Source organism: Herbaspirillum sp. GW103, assembly GCF_000261365.1.
Lineage (GTDB): Bacteria > Pseudomonadota > Gammaproteobacteria > Burkholderiales > Burkholderiaceae_D > Herbaspirillum.
Genome location: NZ_AJVC01000004.1, coordinates 863,853 through 883,206 on the forward strand (window position 1 = coordinate 863,853; position 19,354 = coordinate 883,206).

The following is a 19,354-nucleotide window of genomic DNA, read 5'->3' on the forward strand; positions in this document are numbered from 1 at the left end:
CCAATATATCAAACACTTGCCGCAAGTAAAGCCCGCAAGGCCAGAAAGGCGGCAGAGCCGCGTTCCCGCCGACTGACCAGGTAAGTGGTGACGCGACCATCGCGGCCCAGCGAATGCGTGGCAAAACCGTGCGGCTCCATCTGCATGGCGATCACCGAGCGCGGCACCACGGCCACCCCGGCGCCTGCCGCCACGCAGGCCAGAATGGCGTGATAGGACGCCAGTTCCAGCGTGCGCACCGGTGCCAGATCACGGCTGCGGCCATGGCTGGCGAACCAGGTTTCGGCATGGCGGCGGTAGGCGCAGCCTTGCTCGAAGACGATGAGGGTATCGAGCATCACATCCTCTGGCGAGCGCACCCGCCGATGGCTGCGCGGCGTCACCAGCAGCAGTTCTTCCTTGTAGAGCGGGGTGGCCGAGAAGGCCGGATCATCGATGGGCCCGGCCACCAGCGCGGCATCGAGCTTGCAGGCGCGCACCCCGGCGATGAGCACGTCGGTCGGACCGGTGGAGAGCTCCAGCCGCACCTCCGGCCAGCGCTGGTGGAACTCGGCCAGGGGTGCCGGCAGGCGGCTGGCCGCCGTGCTTTCCATGGAACCGATGCGCAGGCGTCCGCGCGGATTCTGGGGCGCTACCACCTCGCGCGCCTCCTGCACCAGGTCCAGGATGCGTTCGGCGTAGTCCAGCAATGCTTCCCCGGCCGCCGTGAGCACCAGGCGGCGGCGGTCCCGCACGAACAGCGGCACCCCGACGGACTCTTCCAGCTGCTTGATGCGCGTGGTGACATTGGATTGCACGCGATTGAGCCGCTCGGCGGCACGGGTCACGCCGCCCTCGGCGACGACGGTGCGAAAGATTTCCAGTTCGGCCAGTTCCATGGGATGCTCCGGGCGAGGTTCTCGATGGATGTTCTTGAATCAAGATGAAGTCATCCCGATTATTCATTTTTTGGAATGACCGAAAGACGATAGCATAGACCCCTGTTCACCTCCATGTCTTTGCACCTGCCCATGACCCAGCCCGCCGCCACCCGCCCCTCCACCTCCCTCCATGCGCTGGCCTGGAAAGTCTGCCTGTCCGGCATGGTGGCGCTATCGGTGGCGATGGGCATCGGCCGCTTCGCCTTCACGCCCCTGCTGCCGATGATGCTGCATGAGGGCAGTCTTTCGCTGCAGATGGGCGGCTGGCTGGCCACGGCCAACTATCTGGGCTACTTCGCCGGTGCCATGCTATGCGCCTTCCATCGCAGCAAGCGCGGCGTGGCCATGCTGCGTGCCGGTCTGGTGGTGACCATCCTGCTCACGCTGGGCATGGGTGTGCTGCATCAGGACTGGGCCTGGCTGTGGATGCGTTTTCTCTCGGGCGTGGCCAGCGCCTATGTGTTCGTCTACACCGCCGGCTGGTGCCTGCAACAGCTCACGCAACTGGGCCGCCCCGAACTGGGCGGCGTGATCTTCTGCGGCCCCGGCCTGGGCATTGCACTGACCGGCCTGCTCTCGGGCCCGATGATCGCTGCCGGCTGGCTGGCCGCCGGTGGCTGGATCGCCTTCGGCGTAATCGCGCTGGGTCTCACGGCACTGGTGTGGAAGTCCTTCAGCTTCGATGCCGGGCATGGTCTCAATGTGCATCCTCATGACGGCCCTGCGGCCCATGCGTCGGCGCCCGAATCGCCCAGCCAGAAGCGTGAAGTGCTGATCCAGGTGATTGCCTACGGCATCGCCGGATTCGGCTACATCATCACCGCGACCTTCCTGCCGGTGATCGCGCGCCACGCGCTGCCGGGCTCGGTGTGGCCGGATTACTTCTGGCCCATCTTCGGGCTGTCGGTCGCCGCCGGGGCCTTCAGCGCCACCCGGCTATCGGTGCAGGGTGACCAGCGCCTGCTGCTGACCGGAGCCTACCTGATGCAGGCCGCAGGGGTACTGGTCTCCATCCTCTTCCCCAGCGCACCCGGCTTTGCGCTGAGCTGCCTGCTGCTGGGCCTGCCCTTCACGGCCATCACGCTGTTCGGCATGCGCGAGGCACGCCGCCTGCGCCGCGAGCAGGCCAGCAGCCTGATGGCCCTGATGACCGCCGCCTATGGCATCGGCCAGATCGCAGGTCCGCCGCTGGCTACGGCCCTGGTGCACGGCAGCGGCTCCTTCACGCCCTCGCTGTGCGTGGCGGCGCTGACCCTGCTGATCGGCGCCGGACTCTACTATCGCCTGACGATCACGCATCGGCTGCCGCGCTGATCGTCCTGTACCGCCAGGCAAAAACGCCCGCGACATCTTCTGTCGCGGGCGTTGTCGCTGGTAACGCAAGCGCTGGCGACGGCGTGGCGATCAGCGGAACGCCGGCTCCGCAAAACTGCGCAGCTTGCGGCTATGCAGCTGTTCGATGCCGTTGTTGCGCAAGAGCTCCAGTGCCCGTATGCCGATCTGCAAGTGCTGCGCCACCCGCTGCTCGTAGAAGGTATTGGCCATGCCGGGCAACTTGATTTCGCCATGCAGCGGCTTGTCGGAGACGCACAGCAGCGTGCCATAGGGCACCCGGAAGCGGAAGCCGTTGGCCGCCACCGTGGCGCTTTCCATGTCCAGCGCGATGGCGCGGCTCTGCGAGAAGCGCAGCAGCGGCATGCGATGGTCGCGCAGCTCCCAGTTGCGGTCATCGACCGAAGCCACCGTCCCGGTGCGCATGATGCGCTTCAACTCATAGCCATCCAGCCGCGTGATGCTGGCTACCGCATCCTGCAAGGCCAGCTGCACTTCGGCCAGGGCGGGGATGGGCACCCACAGCGGCAGGTCATCATCGAGCACGTGATCATCGCGCACATAGGCATGGGCCAGCACGTAATCGCCCATGCGCTGCGAAGCCGACAGCCCGGCGCAGTGACCCAGCATCAGCCAGCCATGCGGACGCAGCACCGCCACGTGGTCGGTAACCGTCTTGGCATTGGACGGACCCACGCCGATGTTGACCAGGGTGATGCCGCTGCCATCGGCGCGCTGCAGGTGATAGGCCGGCATCTGCGGCTGCCGTGCCGGTGCCACCCCGGAAACTGGCCTGGTCACTGTACCGGTCTGGTTGGCACTCCAGGTGGTGACATTACCGGGCTCGACGAAGGCAGTGTACTGGCGGCGATAGGCCAGCTCGTCCGGATCGTCGGTCGGCTCCATCAGGCGCCGGCCCAGGCGCACGAATTCATCGACATAGAAGGCATAGTTGGTGAAGAGCACGTAGCGCTGGAACTGATCCGGCGAGGTCGCCGTATAGTGGCGCAGGCGATGCAGCGAGTAATCGATGCGCGGACCGGTGAACAGCGCCAGCGGATGCGGTCCTTCGCGCCAGGCGCCGTTGTCCACTTCATAGGTGCCATTGGCGATGCGGTCATCCATGGTTGCCAGATCGGGCAGATCGAACCAGTCGGGCAGCGTGCGCAGATGTTCCGGATCGAGACTGCCCTCCACGTGGATCCCCTCGGGGAAGGCAAAGTGCACCGGGATCGGCAGCTCGCTTACGCCCACTTCCAGCGGTACGTCATGGTTCTGCAGCACCAGCTTGAACTGCGCGAGCAGGTACTGATGAAACAGCTGGGGGCGCGTGAGCGTGGTCTCGTAACAGCCGGGGCCGGCCACGAAACCGAAGGACTGGCGGGTATCGGTGTGGGTGGATTTCTCGGTGGTGATGCGCACGAAGGGATAACAGGCACGGACCCGCTGCGGCATTGCCTGGCCGCTGGAAAACTGGCGGAAGGCATCGCGCAGGATGGCCGTGTTGTGCTCGTAGATTGCCAGCACGCGCGCATAGGCGGCTTCGGGGTTGGTGAATTTTTCTGTGGCAAACATCATGATTCTCCATCATTGCCGCGCGCCGCAACGGTCTGAAAGCCAATGCGCGGCAGCGGCGCGGCCGGTTGGGCCGGTCATTCATCGAAATGGGTTCTGCTTGTGCGCAGCACCATCTTACCTGAGAGCGCAGGGTTCCATGCGGTCTTCCCATCCCGGGATCAGGCAGGACAATGTCGCGCTTGTCCGGCTTTGCCGCTCGCGGATTCGGTGATATCGTCCAGCTTCTTCCGCGCGATTTACTTATTTTTTCCTCTGCACTGGCCGCCCCTCGCGCCTGCTTCCCGCGCCGCCCCGGCGGGGGTGTCAGCGCGCCGTCAGTTGCGAGTCGATTTTCTTCTTTCGCTTGCTGTCAAGTCATAAAAACGCACCAAATGTGCGTAAAACACTGCCGCAAAGCCGCTAGCCATGCGGCTTTCTCATCCGATAAAAAAACCTTTGATTGCCACGCGAGCTGGTGCTATCGTGTCGGCGCTTTTGCGGGGATGACATCGCGCGGCAAGACGTGAGACATCTTTTCAGGGCATCCCATAAAACTAATAAAAAAATAATTCAACTACTCGTTCAGAGGCACACATGTTCATCAAAAAAATCTTCCAGCAAATGCTGGTCCTGCTCTGCCTGGCCGCAGCCGCTGCCGCGCAAGCACAACAACTCCCCAACGTCGTCATCCTGGCCACCGGCGGCACCATCGCCGGCACTGGCGCCACCAGCACCACTACCGTCGGCTACACCGCGGCCAAGGTCGGCGTGGATGCGCTCATCGCCGCCGTTCCCGAACTGAAGAAGGTCGCCAATGTGCGCGGCGAGCAGGTCATGCAGATCGCCAGCGAGAACATGAACAACGACGCCTGGCTCAAGCTGGCCAAGCGCGTCAACACCCTGCTGGCGCAGAGTGACGTGGACGGCATCGTCATCACCCACGGCACCGACACCATCGAAGAGACCGCCTACTTCCTGGACCTGGTGGTCAAGAGCCGTAAGCCGGTGGTGATCGTGGGCGCGATGCGTCCCTCCACCGCCATCAGCGCTGACGGCCCGATCAACCTGTACAACGCCGTGCTGCTGGCCGGCTCCAAGGAAGCCGTCGGCAAGGGCGTGCTGGTGACCCTGAACGACCAGATCAACGCTGGCCGTGAAGTGACCAAGACCAACACCTCCACCACGGACACCTTCAAGACGCCGGAACTGGGCTTCCTGGGCTACATCCAGGGCAGCAAGCCTTACTTCTATCGCCAGTCCACCCGCAAGAACACGGTCGACACGCCCTTCGACATCATGAACCTGGACAAGCTGCCGCAAGTGGACATCGTCTACGGCTACGCCAACATGAATCCGATCGCGCTCAACGCCTTCGTGGCCGCTGGCGCACAGGGCATCATCCACGCCGGCGTGGGTGACGGCAGCCTGAACAACACCGTGGTGCCGTCGCTGACCGAAGCCCGCAAGAAGGGCGTGGTGATCGTACGTTCCAGCCGCGTCGGCCAGGGCATCGTGGCGCGCAACGGCGAAGCCGACGACGACAAGCTGGACTTCGTGGTCTCCGACACGCTCAACCCGCAGAAGGCGCGCATCCTGCTGATGCTGGCCCTGACCAAGACCACCGACACCAAGGAAATCCAGAAGATGTTCTGGGAATACTGATCGGCGCGGACGGGCAGATCCTGCCCGCCGCAATTCGTATCCCTGTATTCCTGTATCCCTGTATCCCTTCAAGCCCGCTGCACCTGCAGCGGGCTTTTTCATGGGCGGAACCAAGCCGGTTCGCACCGACTCTGTAGAGTTCGCCCCACCCCGCGAGCGCCTCACAGGAGAACACCGCATGCCCAGCCGCCGTCATTTCCTCGCCGCCGCCAGTGCCGCCTCGGCGCTGGCCGCCCTCGGCCTCTCACCGCGCGCGCTGGCGGCGCAGGGCTTGCGCCTGGGTCGCGCGCAGCCGTTTTCCTTCGACACGCTCATCGCCCGCGCACGCGACATGGCCCGCACCCCCTATCAGGCCCCGCCCGCCGCACCGGCTGCGGTGCTGGACCGCATTGACTACGAGGCGCATGGCCAGATCCGTTTCAAGACCGCAGATGCGCTCTTCGCCCAGGGGCCCGGCGCGTTTCCGGTGACCTTCTTCCATCTCGGCAAGTTCTTCCGTGTACCGGTACGGATGTTCATCCTTGCTGGTCAGGGCGATGGCACTGTACCGGTCCAGTCCCGTGAAGTGTCTTACCGCGATGACTACTTCGACATGCCCGCCGACAGCCCCGCCCACCAGTTGCCGCCCGACAGCGGCTTTGCCGGTTTCCGTTTCCAGGAGAGTCGCCTGGCCGACCAGCAGCTCAAGGACTGGCGCAGCAATGACTGGGTGGCCTTCCTCGGCGCCTCTTATTTCCGTGCCATCGGGGATCTGTACCAGTACGGTCTGTCGGCGCGCGGCATCGCCATCGATGTGGCCCAGGCTGACCGGCCCGAGCAATTTCCCGACTTCACGCAATTCTTCTTTGAGCCCGGCACCGCCGGCAGTGATACGGTGGTGGTGTACGCCCTGCTCGATGGCCCCAGCATCACCGGCGCCTATCGCTTCGCCATGCAGCGCAAGCAGGGCGGCGGCGTGAACATGGAGATCGACAAGTCCCTGTTCCTGCGCCGCGACGTAGCGCGACTGGGCCTGGCACCGGCCACCTCGATGTACTGGTTTTCGGAGACCGTGAAGGGTACCGGCGCGGACTGGCGGCCGGAGGTGCATGACTCGGACGGACTGGCGATCTGGAATGGCGCGGGCGAACACCTGTGGCGACCGCTCAACAATCCGCCGCGCACGGTGTCATCGGCCTTCAGCGACCGGCACCTGCGCGGCTTCGGCCTGCTGCAGCGGGACCGCGACTTTGATCATTACCTCGACGGCGTGCACTACGAACGCCGCCCCAGCCTGTGGGTGGAACCCCTGGGCGACTGGGGCGAGGGCGAAGTCCAGTTGATCGAGCTGCGCACCGATGACGAAATCCACGACAACATCGTCGCCATGTGGGTGCCCAAGGCACCGGCGCGGGCGGGGGACGCGTATCGCCTGCGCTATCGTCTCTACTGGCAGCACGACGAACCCTTCCCGACCCCGCTGGCGCGCTGCGTAGCCACGCGCCTGGGGCGCGGCGGCCAGCCGGGCCAACCGCGCCCGCCGCAGGTACGCAAGTTCATGGTCGAGTTCAAGGGCCCGCCGCTGGCTGCCCTGCCCTTTGGGGTGAAGCCGGAAGCGGTCATCACGGCCTCGCGCGGCAGCATTTCCTATGTCTATACCGAAGCCCTGCCCAATGGCGTGCCCGGCCACTGGCGCGCGCAGTTCGATCTTGCGGCCAGCGGCGAGGAGCCGGTCGAACTGCGCCTGTTCCTGCGCCATCAGGGCCAGGCGCTGAGTGAAACCTGGTTGTTCCAATACCATCCGTTTGCCGCACGGGAAGTCTATTGAAGTGCGGCGGAAAAGATTTTTTGCAGGGCGAGGAAAAAATGTTTGTACTTTTTTGAAAAGCTCCTTATAATCTCGTTCTTTCGCGGCTGTAGCTCAGCTGGATAGAGTACTTGGCTACGAACCAAGGGGTCGTGGGTTCGATTCCTGCCAGCCGCACCATATGTAGTAAAAAAGGGTCCATCGCAAGATGGGCCCTTTTTTGTTTTCTGCTGTCGGAAACGGAGCGAGCAACGCGGACCGGCTCCGCAGCTCATCCAAAAAAATCCACCTCTGGCCGACGCACGCTTGCGCCATCGTCTGACAGGCCCCTGCTGTGCGCACGGGGATAATCAAGGTTCGCAGGACTCGATGCCCTCCGAGTCTCTCTCCCCACCCACAGGAGCCGCAATGAAAAAGATATCCTTGCTCATGCTGGCTGCCGGTTCGCTGGCCATGCTGGCTGCTGCCAAACCGGTATTGCGCCGCTACGATGATCTGACCCGCCGCAACGCCGACAGTACGCGCAGTGCCGACACCGACACCTCCTCCGGGCATCCTGCCGTGATCGCGGCGGAAGACATGCAGCCGGTCGCCCAGGAAAGCAGCGCGGCAGCCGATGACGCGCAACATCACGAGCCAGCCGCCGCCGCTCGGCGCCTGACCTAGCGACGCTCATTCTCCTGCTTACGGCTCCAGGAGGTCGGCAGCATGCGGGTAAGCGTGGCGTCCTTGCGCACATGGTGATGGAAGAAGGCCGCCGCCGCATGCAGCAGGACCACCACCCACACCACCCAGTCACCCAGGAACTTGTGAACGGCAAAGATGGGCGTTTCCACCTGCTCGGCGGTGATCTGCCAGGTGGAAGCGATCCACTGGAACAAGGTGGTCTCGCGGAAGGCCGGTATCACGAAGAGACCAAAGTGAGTCGGATCATAGGTATTGAGATAGCCCGTGAGCGGCATCAAGATCATGAACAGATACAGCGCCCAGTGCGCCAGCCTGGCCAGGACATGCTCCAGCGCACTGCCCGGCACCTGGGTCGGTTCCTCATTGACCAGACGCCACACCAGGCGCGGGATCACCAAGATACCGATACTGACGCCAAGCACCCAATGGATGTTGAGGATGGGAACGACCAGCGCGCCATTGGGTTCGATGCCGAACAGGGCCGGCTTGATGCTGGTCTCGGGATCGATGAACCAAATCACGTAATACACCACGATGTAAGCCAGGATGAAGGCCGCCGCCATGGTCCAGTGGAAGCATTTGGCGACCGCACCGAAGCGCTCCGCAGTATTTTTCAGCATGGAGTCCCCTGCACAAGAAAATGGTGCGACAGTGTATTACACGCGCAAAAAACCGATACGCGCCGTCGCGTCGGCCAGTGCCTGTGCCTTCTCGGCCTCCCCCATGGCAACACCCTCGGCGCGGATCACGGTGACATCAACGATCCCCAGGAAGCCCAACAGATCCTGCAGATAGCGCTCCTGATGGTCCAGCGCCGCCTCGGGCGTCCCTTCCGCATACTGGCCGCCGCGCACGGAGGCGATATATGCCTTGCGTCCCTTGAGTAGCCCTTCCGGCCCCGTATTGCCATAGGTGAAGGTCGTGCCTGCCACCGCCACGCGGTCTATCCACGCTTTCAGAGAGGAAGGCAGCGAAAAGTTGTACATCGGTGCGCCAATCACCAGCAGATCGGCTTGCAGCAATTCATCCAGGCAGGTCTGACCCAGGGCGATATCGGCATGCAGCGCCGGGTCGGTGACCTCGGCACCATTGAAGGCCGCCAAATGTTGCGGAGACAGGTGCGCGGGGGCAACGCTGGCCAGGTCGCGACGGAATATCTCCAGCGCAGGATACAGCTGACGCAGACGCGCGACGATATCGGCCGAGAGCTGGCGGCTCACGGAATGCTCGCCCAAGATGCTGGCATCGAGATGCAGGAGTTTCATTGTCATTTCTCAATACAAATAATTTATATAATTAAATCCGAAAAGAACACAAGGGAGCGCTGCCTCGGATCAGGGCTTTCCCTTGCCGGGTTCCACCGCCTTGAGCACCCCTTCCTTGGAAAACATCAGCACCTGCCCGAGCCGGTTCACCAGCAAGGCGGTCAGGGCTTGCGGCGCGGCGGCCACCACCTTCCAGGTCATGCCCTCATCGCGGCTTTGCAGCAGCTTGCCCTCCAGCGAAGAGGCCGTCAGCAGCCCAGGCGTGGCCTGCAGGGCCGTGATGGAACCGGTGGTGGGAATGGCCATAGCCTGCCAGCTTGCGCCCTCATCGGTGCTGCGCAAGAGCTTGCCGCCAAGTCCCGCCACGATGAGCACACCCGAAGGCTGAGCCACGGTTCCGCTCCACAGGGAGGCCTTGCTGCCGGTACTCTTCAGGTCCCAGTGCTGGCCGCCGTCGTGTGAACGGAACACCATGCCCTGCTCTGCCGCCAGGTAGAGTGCATCACCCTGGCCCGCAAAGAGATGCAGCAGGTTCAGGTCGCTGCGCTTGCTGCCGGGCGCCACCGGCAGGCGCAACGACGTCCAGGTCTTGCCGCCGTCCTCGGTCTGCACCAGCAGCGACCACAATCCGGCGGCCCAGCCGTGCAAACGGTCACGGAAGTAGACCGTAAACAGAGGCTGATCGACATCGGTAGCACTGCGTTGCAGTTGCCAGGTCTGGCCGCCATCAACGGTGTGGATCACCACGCCGCCATGGCCGACCGCCCATCCCTCCTTGTCATCCACGAAACTCACTGCCGTGAGCGTGAAATCTACCGGCACCTCGCGCGCTTGGCGCCAGTGCTGCCCGCCGTCATCGGAGAGAATGACGTTGCCGCGTGCGCCCACCGCAACCACACGCTCACCGGCCAGGGCGGCCGCCAGTATCATGGAACGCTCGGCGTGGGCGTCCGGCAAGGCGGCCTGCACCGGCACCGGTGTCATGCCCTGGGCGTCGGCATGGTTGGTGGACAGCGCACAGAGCACCATCATCATCGAGGACAGCCACCACTTGACTGGCTTGCTCACATCCATTCTCCCTTGCATCACATTCTCTCCCGCGCGCTCAATGGTTCATCATGCCGTTGACCCGAATCTTGCCCTTGCGCGGGAACAGCCGTTCCAGCACCACCGCAAAGGCCGGCAAGGCGGTCATGGCCATGATCAGGTTGACGATGAACATGAAGGCCAGCAGCTTGCCCATGTCGGCCTGGAACTTGAGTTGCGAGAAGGACCAGGTGGCCACGCCGATGGCCAGCGTGATGGCGGTGAAGATGGTCGCCACGCCGATTTCCTGTATCGATTTCTCCAGCGCCACGTCAATCGCTTCGCCTGCGGCCAGGTGCATCTGCAGGCGGCTGTAGATGTAGAACGCATAGTCCACGCCAATGCCCACGGCCAGCACCATTACCGGCAAGGTCGCCACCGTCAGGCCGATCTGCAACTGCTTCATGAAGGCATAGCCGATGAAAGTAGCCACCGTCAGCGGCAGGCAGCACGCCACCACTGCGCGCAGGTCACGATAGACAGCAAACACCAGCACCACGATGGCGGCATAGACGTAGAGCATCATCGGCAGCTCCGACTTCTCCACCTCCTCGTTGACGGCGGCGATCACCCCGGCGTTGCCGGCGGCCAGGCGGATGGTCAGCCCCGCCAGGTGATGCACGTTGCGGTACCGCTTCACGGCAGCGATCACGCCATTGATGGTGGATGCCTTGTGATCGGTCAGGTAGAGATGGGTGGCCAGCATGCTGCAATCCTTGGAAAGGAAGCCGCGCACCCGTCCAATCTCCACCGCCAGCGCGGCGTAGTTGGCCGGGTCCAGGGGTACCGAATACATGGCAGGGTTGCCCTCGTTGTAGCCTTCGTTGTAGGTCTTCATCTGCTGCGCGAAGGAACTCACCGACATCACGCCCGGCACCTCTGCCATGGCAGCATCGAACTGGTCCTGGTAGCGCCCGAAGGCCACCTGATCACAGGAATTGGGGGGCGTGGCCAGAATCACGGAGAGCCAGTCCAGACCGGTGTCATAGTTTTCCGAGATCGACCTGGCATCCAGGTTGTAACGCGAATCTGCACGCAGCTCGGGCGCCCCGGCCTGGAGCGTTCCGACCAGTCGATCGCTGCTGTACCACACCGAGGCGGCGAACAGCGCCAGCGTCACCAGCACGATCACCCTGGCGTTGCGCGGGTGGGCTGCCCTCGCGAAGACCTGCAGCCAGCGCGCGCGCTTCTGCTGGGCGCGCATGGCCGTATCCGCATAGGCCTTGTTGACCTTGAGCAGAGATGCGGCCAGCGGCAGCATGACCAGATTGGTGATGATCTTGTAGCCCACACCGATGGAGGCGGTAATGGCAAGCTCCTTGACCATGGGAATCGGAATGAGGGTCAGCGTGATGAAGGAGACGAAGGCCGTCACCAGCGCCAGTACGCCCGGCACCAGCAGGCCACGGAAGCTGGCGCGCGCCGCTTCGTCACAGCCCATGCCGGATGCGACGCCACGCACGATGTAGTTGATCTGCTGCACCCCGTGCGAAACACCGATGGCAAACACCAGAAAGGGTACCAGCACTGCCAGCGGGTCCAGTCCATAGCCCAGCAGATGTAGGGTGCCGAACTGCCACACCAGCGACACCAGGGAACAAACGATGGGCAGAATCGTAAACGGCAAAGAACGGCAATACCAGTACACCGCCAGTGCCGTCAGCAGCAAGGCCATGGCACAGAACTTGAGCACCCCTTGCGCACCATCGGCAACGTCACCTATCTGCTTGGCAAAGCCGATGATCTGCACCTCGAAATCGGCGTTCTCATACTTGGCGCGCAAGTCGTTCAAAAGCTTGTTGTAAGCCAGGTAGTCGACCTTCTTGCCATTGGCGTCGAATTCATTGATCTCGGCGATGATCATCGCGCTATCCTGGTTCCGCGAAACCAGGGTACCGACGAAGCCACCATTGTTGGCGCTGTCGCGGATACTGGCGATGATCTCTGGGGTCAGATTGTCGGGCGTGACGGTACCGGCAATGACGGGATCGGCGCGGAAGCCTTCTTCGGTGATTTCGTTGACGAAGGTGTTGGGAGTCCACAGCGACTGTACACCCAGCCGGTTGATGTTGGGCAGGAACATGACGGCCTGGGTCATGGCGTTCAGGCGCGTGAGACCCTCCTTGGTCCAGATGCTGCCGTGGCGTGCACGCAGAACGATATTGAGACGATTGGCCCCGAACAGATCATCACGATACTGATGCAGGGTGGCCACGTATTCATGGTCGGTCGGAATCTGTTTCTCGAAGCCGGCATCCATGCGCAGCTGCAGCGAGAACACGGCCATCAGCGCCGTGAAGCCCAACAGCGCCAACAGAATGGGCAGCCGCACACGAAACGCCAGCGCCTCCAGGCGCGCCAGGCTGAGAAAGCCGTTGAGAAAACGCATAGTGATCTGAGTCCAGCATGAAAGGCACAGCATGACCGGAACGGACTACGCCCGCCAGGGCGCAGTCCGACCGGGATCAGAAGTTGTAGGTCGCGGTGGCGCCGACGAAATTGCGACCCCGCAGCGGCTGGTCGAAGATCGTGTCGCCGCCCCAGAACATGGCGTAGTTGAGCGAGAACTGCCACTTGGCCGGATTCTGGATGAAGCTGACGATGAAGTTGGCCGACTTGGCCCCCTGCATGAAGGTCCCCGCGAAGTTGGGGGTACGTCCGTGCAAGGCCTGGAAGTAGAACACCTCCGGCACCACCTGCCAGCCCGGGATCAGAGAACCGTCATACACCCAGCTGAAGTCGAGGTTGTAGCCATACGAGAGCGCCGTGCCCACGCTGGGCGGTGTACCCGACCCGGTGGCGATGGCATTGGCGGTAGTGTCGTAACCCCAGCCCCAGTTGCCGGCCGCCACCGGGATACCCTGGTAGGAGCGCTTCATGTTGGGATAGTAGATGCCCACGGCCTCGGCCATCAACGTCGCCGTATCGGCGCCGCCCAGCATCTTGAGGATGGTGGGATTGTCGCTCGGCGTCATGCTCAAGAGACCGGTTACAGCCAACTGGTACTTGGCAGTCTCGACGTAGCAGTTACCGTTGGCCAGGCAACCGCTGCCATTGGTGGTGGGGCTATTGCCGGCAGTGGAGGTGTTGAGCGTGATCGGATCCTTGGGGCGATACGACAGCTCGGTGCCCACCGCCCAGTTGCCCAGCGGGAAGTTCATGCTGGCGCCGATCATCTTGCGGTCTTGCAGATAGGAATAGCCGAAGCCCGAAACGGAACTGGTGGAGGTCGACATCACCGGGGACTTGTCGTGGTAGTTCATCACGTACAAGCCGAAGTTCATCTCGGTGTCCTTCGGGCTGTAGCGCAAGGCCACTCCATACTGCCCGCTGGAACGCGGTGTGCTGGTGGTGGGCACGCCCAGTTCGGGCGCACCGTTGCCGATGGTGCCGATAGACCAGTAGCTGCCCACCGGCGGGAAGTAGTTACGCTGCCAGCCCTGCTGCACATAGGTCTCGATGCTCAGGCCATGACCCAGTCCGGTGGCGAGGTTGACCATCGGCGCCGGCAGTACGGCTTCCTTCATCTGCGTGCCCGGTTGCGACAGGCGCATCAGATCCAGTGCATTGGTCTGGTTGATGCCGCCGGGAATGAACAGGCTCTCGCCCCAGTTGACCACCTGGTTACCCACGCGCAGACGGGCACGCTGGTCACCAATGGAAAACTCCTTGCTCACCCACAGATCCAGCAGCCGCGTCTTGTTGCGCAGCTGGCTGGCCGCATTGCCGGGGAAGGAACTGCCGCCGCCAGCGCTGACATAGCCGGTGGCACTGTCGGCCGAAAAGTCGCGCAGCCAGCTCACGCGCCCGAAGAATTTCAGGTCCGAGGGCAGCTTGAGCATCAGCTCGTGCGTGCCTTTGATGTAGGTCGTGAAGGCGCTGCCCCGGTCATAGTTCAGATTGCCCTGGTCATTGTATTGCGAGAGCGAATCGGCACAGCCAGCCGGCGCGCCCGCCCCGGTCGGCCCCGCGGGTTGTCCGCCGTTGAGCGAACCGATGATGCCGGCACAGGCCGGCTTGCTGGCGCGGATACCGACCCCCACCGTGACAGTTGAATCAAAGTTGCCCGAGACCGATTCACCCTCGAAGGTGAAGGCATGGGCGTTCCCCGTGTACAAGCAGGCGCCCACCAGCGGTACGACAATGGGCAACATCCGTGGCAGCACCGATCCGGCACGCCGTGTCTTGCGCGTTTGCATCTTCATGGTTTTCCCTTCCCCGTCAAAGTCTTGTCAGAGTGCCACCGGTGTCAGCGATCGCTGATGGCGCGCAGGTTGTCGGCGCTGTAGAAACTGTCGCGCAGGCGTGGGTTGTCCTTGACATCGGTCTCCCAGCGGATGTCCTTGCCCGTGCCGGCCGAGTGCGAATCCATCAGGTAGCGCCCCTCGGCCAGGTTGTACTGAGCAAAGCCGGAGAGATCGCAGGCACCGGTTTCATAGACCGGGATGATGTAGCCCTCGCGGTGTTTCCACAGCTTGTTCTGGGCGTCGTAGTCATCGGCCAGCACCAGATTCCAGCTGTCCTCATCCACGTAGTAGGTACGCTTGGGCGCGAGGTGGCGTACCCCCGGCTTGACCGTGGCTTCCACCACCCAGACCCGGTGCAGCTCATAGCGGCGCGCATTCTCGGCCACGAAGTCAGGCTTGGCGATATCTTCGAAATTGGCCTTGAAGTTGTTGGCCCCGAAACTGTTGTAGGCGATGTAGATTTCCTTCTTGCCGACCAGCTTCCAGTCGAAGCGATCCAGAGTACCGTTGAAGACGGTCGGCTCATCCATGGTGTACTGGTTTTCCATACCGATCTGCGGCGCATCGTAGGCGTAGGACGGCATGCGGCGCACGCGGCGCTGGCCGGGGAAGTAGTAGAAGGTCTCCGCACCCGGACGATTCAGATAGGTCGTCACCGTCAACGCTTGCCCGGCCAGTGCGGTGGGCGAGGAATAGGCGACGTAGGTGTAGAACTCGACTCCGCCCAGCGTGGAGAGCTTGGTACTGCCCTTGACGCTGGAGGGATAGAACAACGTGAGCTGCTGGCTGGCCTTGATCCACTCATTGCTGCCCTTGCGCGGAGAGACAGCGGTGATGGTATTGGGGAAATCCACCCCCACTCCGCGATAGCGCATCTTGCTGTTGTACATCACCTCCAGGCCGGTCTTGGGCAGCGGAAAGGGGATGCCGGGCACGTCGGCTTCGGCCAGGCTCCAGCCATCAGCGCCGATCTTGCCATCGGCCACGTTCTTCCTGGTATTCTCGACTACGAAGTCTGGCGCGGAACAATAGCGATGGGTGGGATAGATATCCATCTTGTAGCCCTTGACCTGCTTGATCAGGGCCACCTGTCCCGGCGTCAGATGATCGGCGTACTTGTCCACGTTGGAGGCGTCGATGACCTCGGTGGGCTTTTCATCCTTGTACTTGAAATAGTCCTTGCGCAGCTTGCCGTAGGACCAGCCGGGCAACTCCACATTTTCCGCCTTCCATTCCGGCACGCCCTGACCGGCGGCCTTGTCGCCGCCAAGCGGTGTGAGGGTGGTGCCCAGATCCTGCACCGAGGCCGCGTGTACCAGCGTCGCGCCCATTGCCAGCAGGGACAAACCGAGGATCGTTCTCTTCATGACCACTTTCTCCAATTGACTCAAGCCTGTTGCGATTGATGAGGAATAAGGCAGGGTGCCGGGATGTGCCCCGGCACCCTGGCTGTCCTGTTCAGAGGGAGGCCAGACCGGCGCCGAAGATGTCCAGTCCCTTGAACATCAGCGAGCGCGGGATGGTCAGCGAGGGCATCACGCGCATGACGTTGGTGTAACGACCGCAAGGAATCATCAGCACACCGTGACCGACTACGTAATCCATCAGCTTGCCCAGCTTCTCGCGCGAAAGTGGCTCGCGGGTTTCGCGGTTCTCGACCAGCTCGATGCCGATCATCAGGCCACGTCCACGCACCTCGCCCACCCACGGGCTGTTGAAGCTGCGGATGCGTTCCTGTGCTTCCAGGCCCAGCGTGTGGGCACGGTTGACCAGGTCCAGACGCGGATCCTGCAGGATGCTGATGTTGGTCAGCGCCACTGCAGCCGAGATCGAGTTGGCCGCGAAGGTATTGGGCTGCGAACCATCGGGAATCTTGGCGGCCAGGTCCGAGCGCATGACCAGGCCGGCCATGGGCATGTCGCCGCCGATACCCTTGCCGAAGGTCAGCATGTCGGGCTTGACGCCCGAGTGCTCCACCGCCCACATCTTGCCGGTGCGACCGGCCCCGGCCTGCACTTCATCAACGATGAGCAGCGCGCCGCTGCGGTCGCAGGCTTTGCGCAGAAGTTGCAGGAACTCCGGCGAGGGCGGCACATAGCCGCCCTCACCCTGCACCGGTTCGACGATTACGGCGGCCACGTCATCGGCTGCGGTATAGGGGGTGTTGAGCAGGTAGTCGACGTACTCACCGGCAATCTGCTCGGCGCTCTTGTGGCTGGTATCGAAGGGGAAGCGATAAGCGTAGGGATACGGCGCATGGATCACGCCGCCCATGAAGGGACCAAAGCCCTTGCGGTACGCTGTGCCGGTGGTGAGCGCGTTGGAAGCATTCCAGATACCGTGATAGCCACCGTGGAAGGCGATGATCTGGTGCCGGCCAGTGACGCGCCTGGCGAACTTGACGGCCGCTTCCAGTGCATCGCTGCCGCCCTGGGTGAAGAAGGTGATGCAATCACCGCGCAATCCCTCGGGCATGATCTCCGACATCTTGGCGGCCAGCTCGGTGCGCCTGGAGCTGTTGACTTCCATGGAGTGCATCAGCGATTCGGACTGCTTGCGGATGGCCTCGACTACTCGCGGATTGCAGCGTCCCACGCTGCTCACGCCCACGCCGGCGGAAAGATCGATGAAGGTATTGCCGTCCGGGTCCTTGAAGGTCACGCCGAATGCTTGGTCCATCGCAATGGGCATGCGGCCACCGCCACGCGCCATCGATTCGGTCCGCGCCGAGAGTTCCAGTGCGGCCGCCGTCTTGGGGCCAGGATAGGTGGAAGACACCATCTTGGGAGCGTCAGCAAAGTTGAGCGACTCCAGTTCTGCTTCAATCATAAACTTACCTTTCTAGACCGTTTTCAAGAGAGTGTTCGCCTGCGCCAGCGGCAGGCGAGAAACCAGGAACAGCGCCGCCCGACACGCCGCTGTGGCGCCCTTTCGGCATGACACGATTAAAACCCTTGCAGCGGGCAAGCCATTAGCCCAAATGAGCAAGTCATTGCGCGGTGCGCAGCGGGGAAGGAAATAATTTGCACAGACGCACCCCCGCCTTGCGGGAGGCTGACGAGCGACTAAAAAAATGGCGGCCGAAGCCGCCATCAAGGGTGCTGCCAGGCACCGGAACACACAACGATGTGCAGGAAGACGTAACGAATCGCGCACCGGAAAACGTACAGAGACTACGCCCGAAAAAAGAAAGAGAAATCGCTACCTCAGCGGCAAGGCCAGCGACGGAGGTGATTGCGATGGCAGATGCAGCTGTGCGCCCTCCGCAATCCTGAACGTCGACACCGTCTCCAGCAGGTTGCCCGCCTGCTGGCGCAGACTCTCGCTGGCTGCGGCGCTCTGCTCGACCAGGGCCGCATTCTGTTGCAGGGCATCGTCCAGTTGCCGGATGGCGCCCTCGACTTCGGCGATGTCGCCACTCTGGGCCAGGCTGGCCTGGCTGATCTGGACCACGATGTCCGAGACGCTGCGCACCGCCTGCACGATCTCTTCCATGGTCTGACCGGCGCGGTCCACCAGACGGGCGCCGGTCTGGATGCGCGCTACCGATTCATGGATCAGGGCATTGGTCTCACGCGCGGCTAGTGAACTGCGCTGGGCCAGCGCGCGCACCTCGGTAGCCACCACCGCAAAGCCCCGGCCCTGTTCACCGGCGCGCGCCGCCTCCACCGCCGCATTGAGGGCCAGAATATTGGTCTGGAAGGCGATGCCGTCGATCGTGCCGACGATCTCCGAAATACGCTGCGAGCTGTCCTCGATGCCACGCATGGTCTGCACCACCTCCCGCACCGCCTGCCCGCCCTGCATCGCCACCGTACTGGCCTGCTGCGCGGTGCTGCTGGCCTGGCTTGCGTCTTCGGCATTCTTCTGCACCGTGGCACTGAGCTCATTCATGGTGGCCGCCGTCTCCTCCAGCGCCGCGGCCTGGGCCTCTGTACGAGTCGAGAGATCGGCATTGCCGGCAGCGATCTGCACGCTGGCCGTGGCCACATGCTCGGCCTCGCGCCGCACCCCGGCCACGATGTTCACCAGGGCCTGCTGCATACGCTGCATCGCCAGCAGCAACTGGCTGATCTCGTCACGGCCACTGACGGTGATCGCCTGATCAAGCGCTCCCTCGGCAATGCGGTGCGCCGCCTCTACTGCATGCCGCAGCGGTCCGGCGATGCCCCCGATCAACAGCCGTGCCAGCAGGAGGGTACCCAGCAGAGCTGCCACGCTCACCGTCAGCAACGCGTGGCGGGCAGAGATGAAGGCATGCTGGCCATCGATGACCGAGACTGCCGATTCCTGCGCCACCGAATCGCTGATGAACTTGAGGATGCCAGCCATCTTCTCATAGGGGGCCGCACTGTCTGCGGCCAGCATCAAGGCCTCGGCTGACTGGCCGGCGGCGGCCAGCGCCACCGCCTTCTCGGCCAGGGCACGATAGGCTTGCCAGTTGGTCAGCAGCTGGCGGCTGGTAGCACGCTCGTCGTCATTGCTGGAAAAATCGACCAGTATCTTCAGGTACTTCTCGGCATAGGCCAGTCCTTCGCGGCGTGCCCGGGCGGCCGCCTTACCGCCGCTGCCGTCATCGGCCAGCAGCGACAGTGTCACGCCCATGCGGTACTGCGCCATCCCGATGCGGATGCCCGAGACCGATTCCATGGCCGGCACGTTGATGTTGCCCAACTGCTCGACCTGGCGGTTGATCTGACTCATGCGACCGTACGCAAACAGGGCCATGCCAACCAGCATCAGCAACAACAGCATGAAGGCCAGCCGCAGCCGGGCCGCGATGCTCAATCCAGCGAGCGCCTGCCTCATCGT

Annotated in this window: 15 protein-coding genes and 1 tRNA gene; 6 read left to right on the top strand and 10 right to left on the bottom strand. The window is 63.0% G+C overall.

All coding sequences use genetic code 11. The features are described 5' to 3' along the window. Window positions 1–8: 8 nt before the first annotated feature. Window positions 9–878 carry a LysR substrate-binding domain-containing protein gene (locus GWL_RS15985; RefSeq protein ID WP_008332067.1) on the bottom strand — a complete coding sequence of 290 codons (870 nt, stop codon included), beginning with the start codon at window positions 876–878 and terminating at the stop codon, window positions 9–11. A gap of 132 nt (window positions 879–1,010) precedes the next feature. Between GWL_RS15985 and GWL_RS15990 the strand changes: the two genes are divergently transcribed. Then, complete coding sequence (locus GWL_RS15990) at window positions 1,011–2,234, top strand: YbfB/YjiJ family MFS transporter (protein WP_034351005.1); 1,224 nt, start codon at window positions 1,011–1,013, stop codon at window positions 2,232–2,234. A gap of 90 nt (window positions 2,235–2,324) precedes the next feature. On the opposite strand, the gene GWL_RS15995 is transcribed toward GWL_RS15990, so the two are convergent. Then, window positions 2,325–3,827 carry an AMP nucleosidase gene (locus GWL_RS15995; protein ID WP_034351263.1) on the bottom strand — a complete coding sequence of 501 codons (1,503 nt, stop codon included), beginning with the start codon at window positions 3,825–3,827 and terminating at the stop codon, window positions 2,325–2,327. A 173-nt stretch (window positions 3,828–4,000) separates the two neighbouring features. Here GWL_RS15995 and GWL_RS23440 point away from each other — a divergent pair, with 173 nt between their 5' ends. The 5 genes from GWL_RS23440 to GWL_RS16015 all read left to right on the top strand — a co-directional run bounded on the left by GWL_RS23440 (window position 4,001) and on the right by GWL_RS16015 (window position 7,923). After that, complete coding sequence (locus tag GWL_RS23440; protein ID WP_157174259.1) at window positions 4,001–4,336, top strand: hypothetical protein; 336 nt, start codon at window positions 4,001–4,003, stop codon at window positions 4,334–4,336. Window positions 4,337–4,403: 67 nt separating this feature from the next. Beyond that, entirely contained in the window at window positions 4,404–5,471 is a 1,068-nt protein-coding gene (locus tag GWL_RS16000; RefSeq protein WP_008332076.1) for a type II asparaginase, read from the top strand. A gap of 178 nt (window positions 5,472–5,649) precedes the next feature. Beyond that, window positions 5,650–7,278 (top strand): glucan biosynthesis protein, encoded by a 1,629-nt coding sequence (locus GWL_RS16005; RefSeq protein WP_008332077.1) that lies wholly within the window; start codon window positions 5,650–5,652, stop codon window positions 7,276–7,278. Window positions 7,279–7,360: 82 nt separating this feature from the next. Beyond that, a tRNA-Arg gene (locus tag GWL_RS16010) sits at window positions 7,361–7,437 on the top strand. Between the two features lie 228 nt (window positions 7,438–7,665). Further along, window positions 7,666–7,923 (top strand): hypothetical protein, encoded by a 258-nt coding sequence (locus GWL_RS16015; RefSeq protein ID WP_008332078.1) that lies wholly within the window; start codon window positions 7,666–7,668, stop codon window positions 7,921–7,923. Here GWL_RS16015 and GWL_RS16020 read toward each other — a convergent pair. The 8 genes from GWL_RS16020 to GWL_RS16055 form a co-directional block, all read right to left on the bottom strand. Beyond that, window positions 7,920–8,564 carry a cytochrome b gene (locus GWL_RS16020; protein WP_008332080.1) on the bottom strand — a complete coding sequence of 215 codons (645 nt, stop codon included), beginning with the start codon at window positions 8,562–8,564 and terminating at the stop codon, window positions 7,920–7,922. The genes GWL_RS16015 and GWL_RS16020 overlap by 4 nt on opposite strands. 36 nt (window positions 8,565–8,600) lie before the next feature. After that, on the bottom strand, window positions 8,601–9,209 hold the full coding sequence (locus tag GWL_RS16025) for an FMN-dependent NADH-azoreductase (protein ID WP_008332082.1): 609 nt from the start codon (window positions 9,207–9,209) through the stop codon (window positions 8,601–8,603). Window positions 9,210–9,278: 69 nt separating this feature from the next. After that, the gene (locus GWL_RS16030; RefSeq protein WP_237713583.1) at window positions 9,279–10,283 is read right to left on the bottom strand and encodes a YCF48-related protein; all 1,005 of its coding nucleotides are present in this window, start codon (window positions 10,281–10,283) and stop codon (window positions 9,279–9,281) included. A 31-nt stretch (window positions 10,284–10,314) separates the two neighbouring features. After that, the gene (locus GWL_RS16035; protein WP_008332085.1) at window positions 10,315–12,684 is read right to left on the bottom strand and encodes an RND family transporter; all 2,370 of its coding nucleotides are present in this window, start codon (window positions 12,682–12,684) and stop codon (window positions 10,315–10,317) included. Window positions 12,685–12,760: 76 nt separating this feature from the next. After that, on the bottom strand, window positions 12,761–14,500 hold the full coding sequence (locus GWL_RS16040; RefSeq protein WP_008332086.1) for a DUF1302 domain-containing protein: 1,740 nt from the start codon (window positions 14,498–14,500) through the stop codon (window positions 12,761–12,763). A 44-nt stretch (window positions 14,501–14,544) separates the two neighbouring features. Further along, on the bottom strand, window positions 14,545–15,909 hold the full coding sequence (locus tag GWL_RS16045) for a DUF1329 domain-containing protein (protein WP_034351011.1): 1,365 nt from the start codon (window positions 15,907–15,909) through the stop codon (window positions 14,545–14,547). 91 nt (window positions 15,910–16,000) lie between these two features. After that, complete coding sequence (locus tag GWL_RS16050; protein ID WP_008332088.1) at window positions 16,001–17,371, bottom strand: aspartate aminotransferase family protein; 1,371 nt, start codon at window positions 17,369–17,371, stop codon at window positions 16,001–16,003. Between the two features lie 372 nt (window positions 17,372–17,743). Continuing rightward, the gene (locus GWL_RS16055; protein ID WP_008332089.1) at window positions 17,744–19,351 is read right to left on the bottom strand and encodes a methyl-accepting chemotaxis protein; all 1,608 of its coding nucleotides are present in this window, start codon (window positions 19,349–19,351) and stop codon (window positions 17,744–17,746) included. Window positions 19,352–19,354 lie beyond the last annotated feature (3 nt).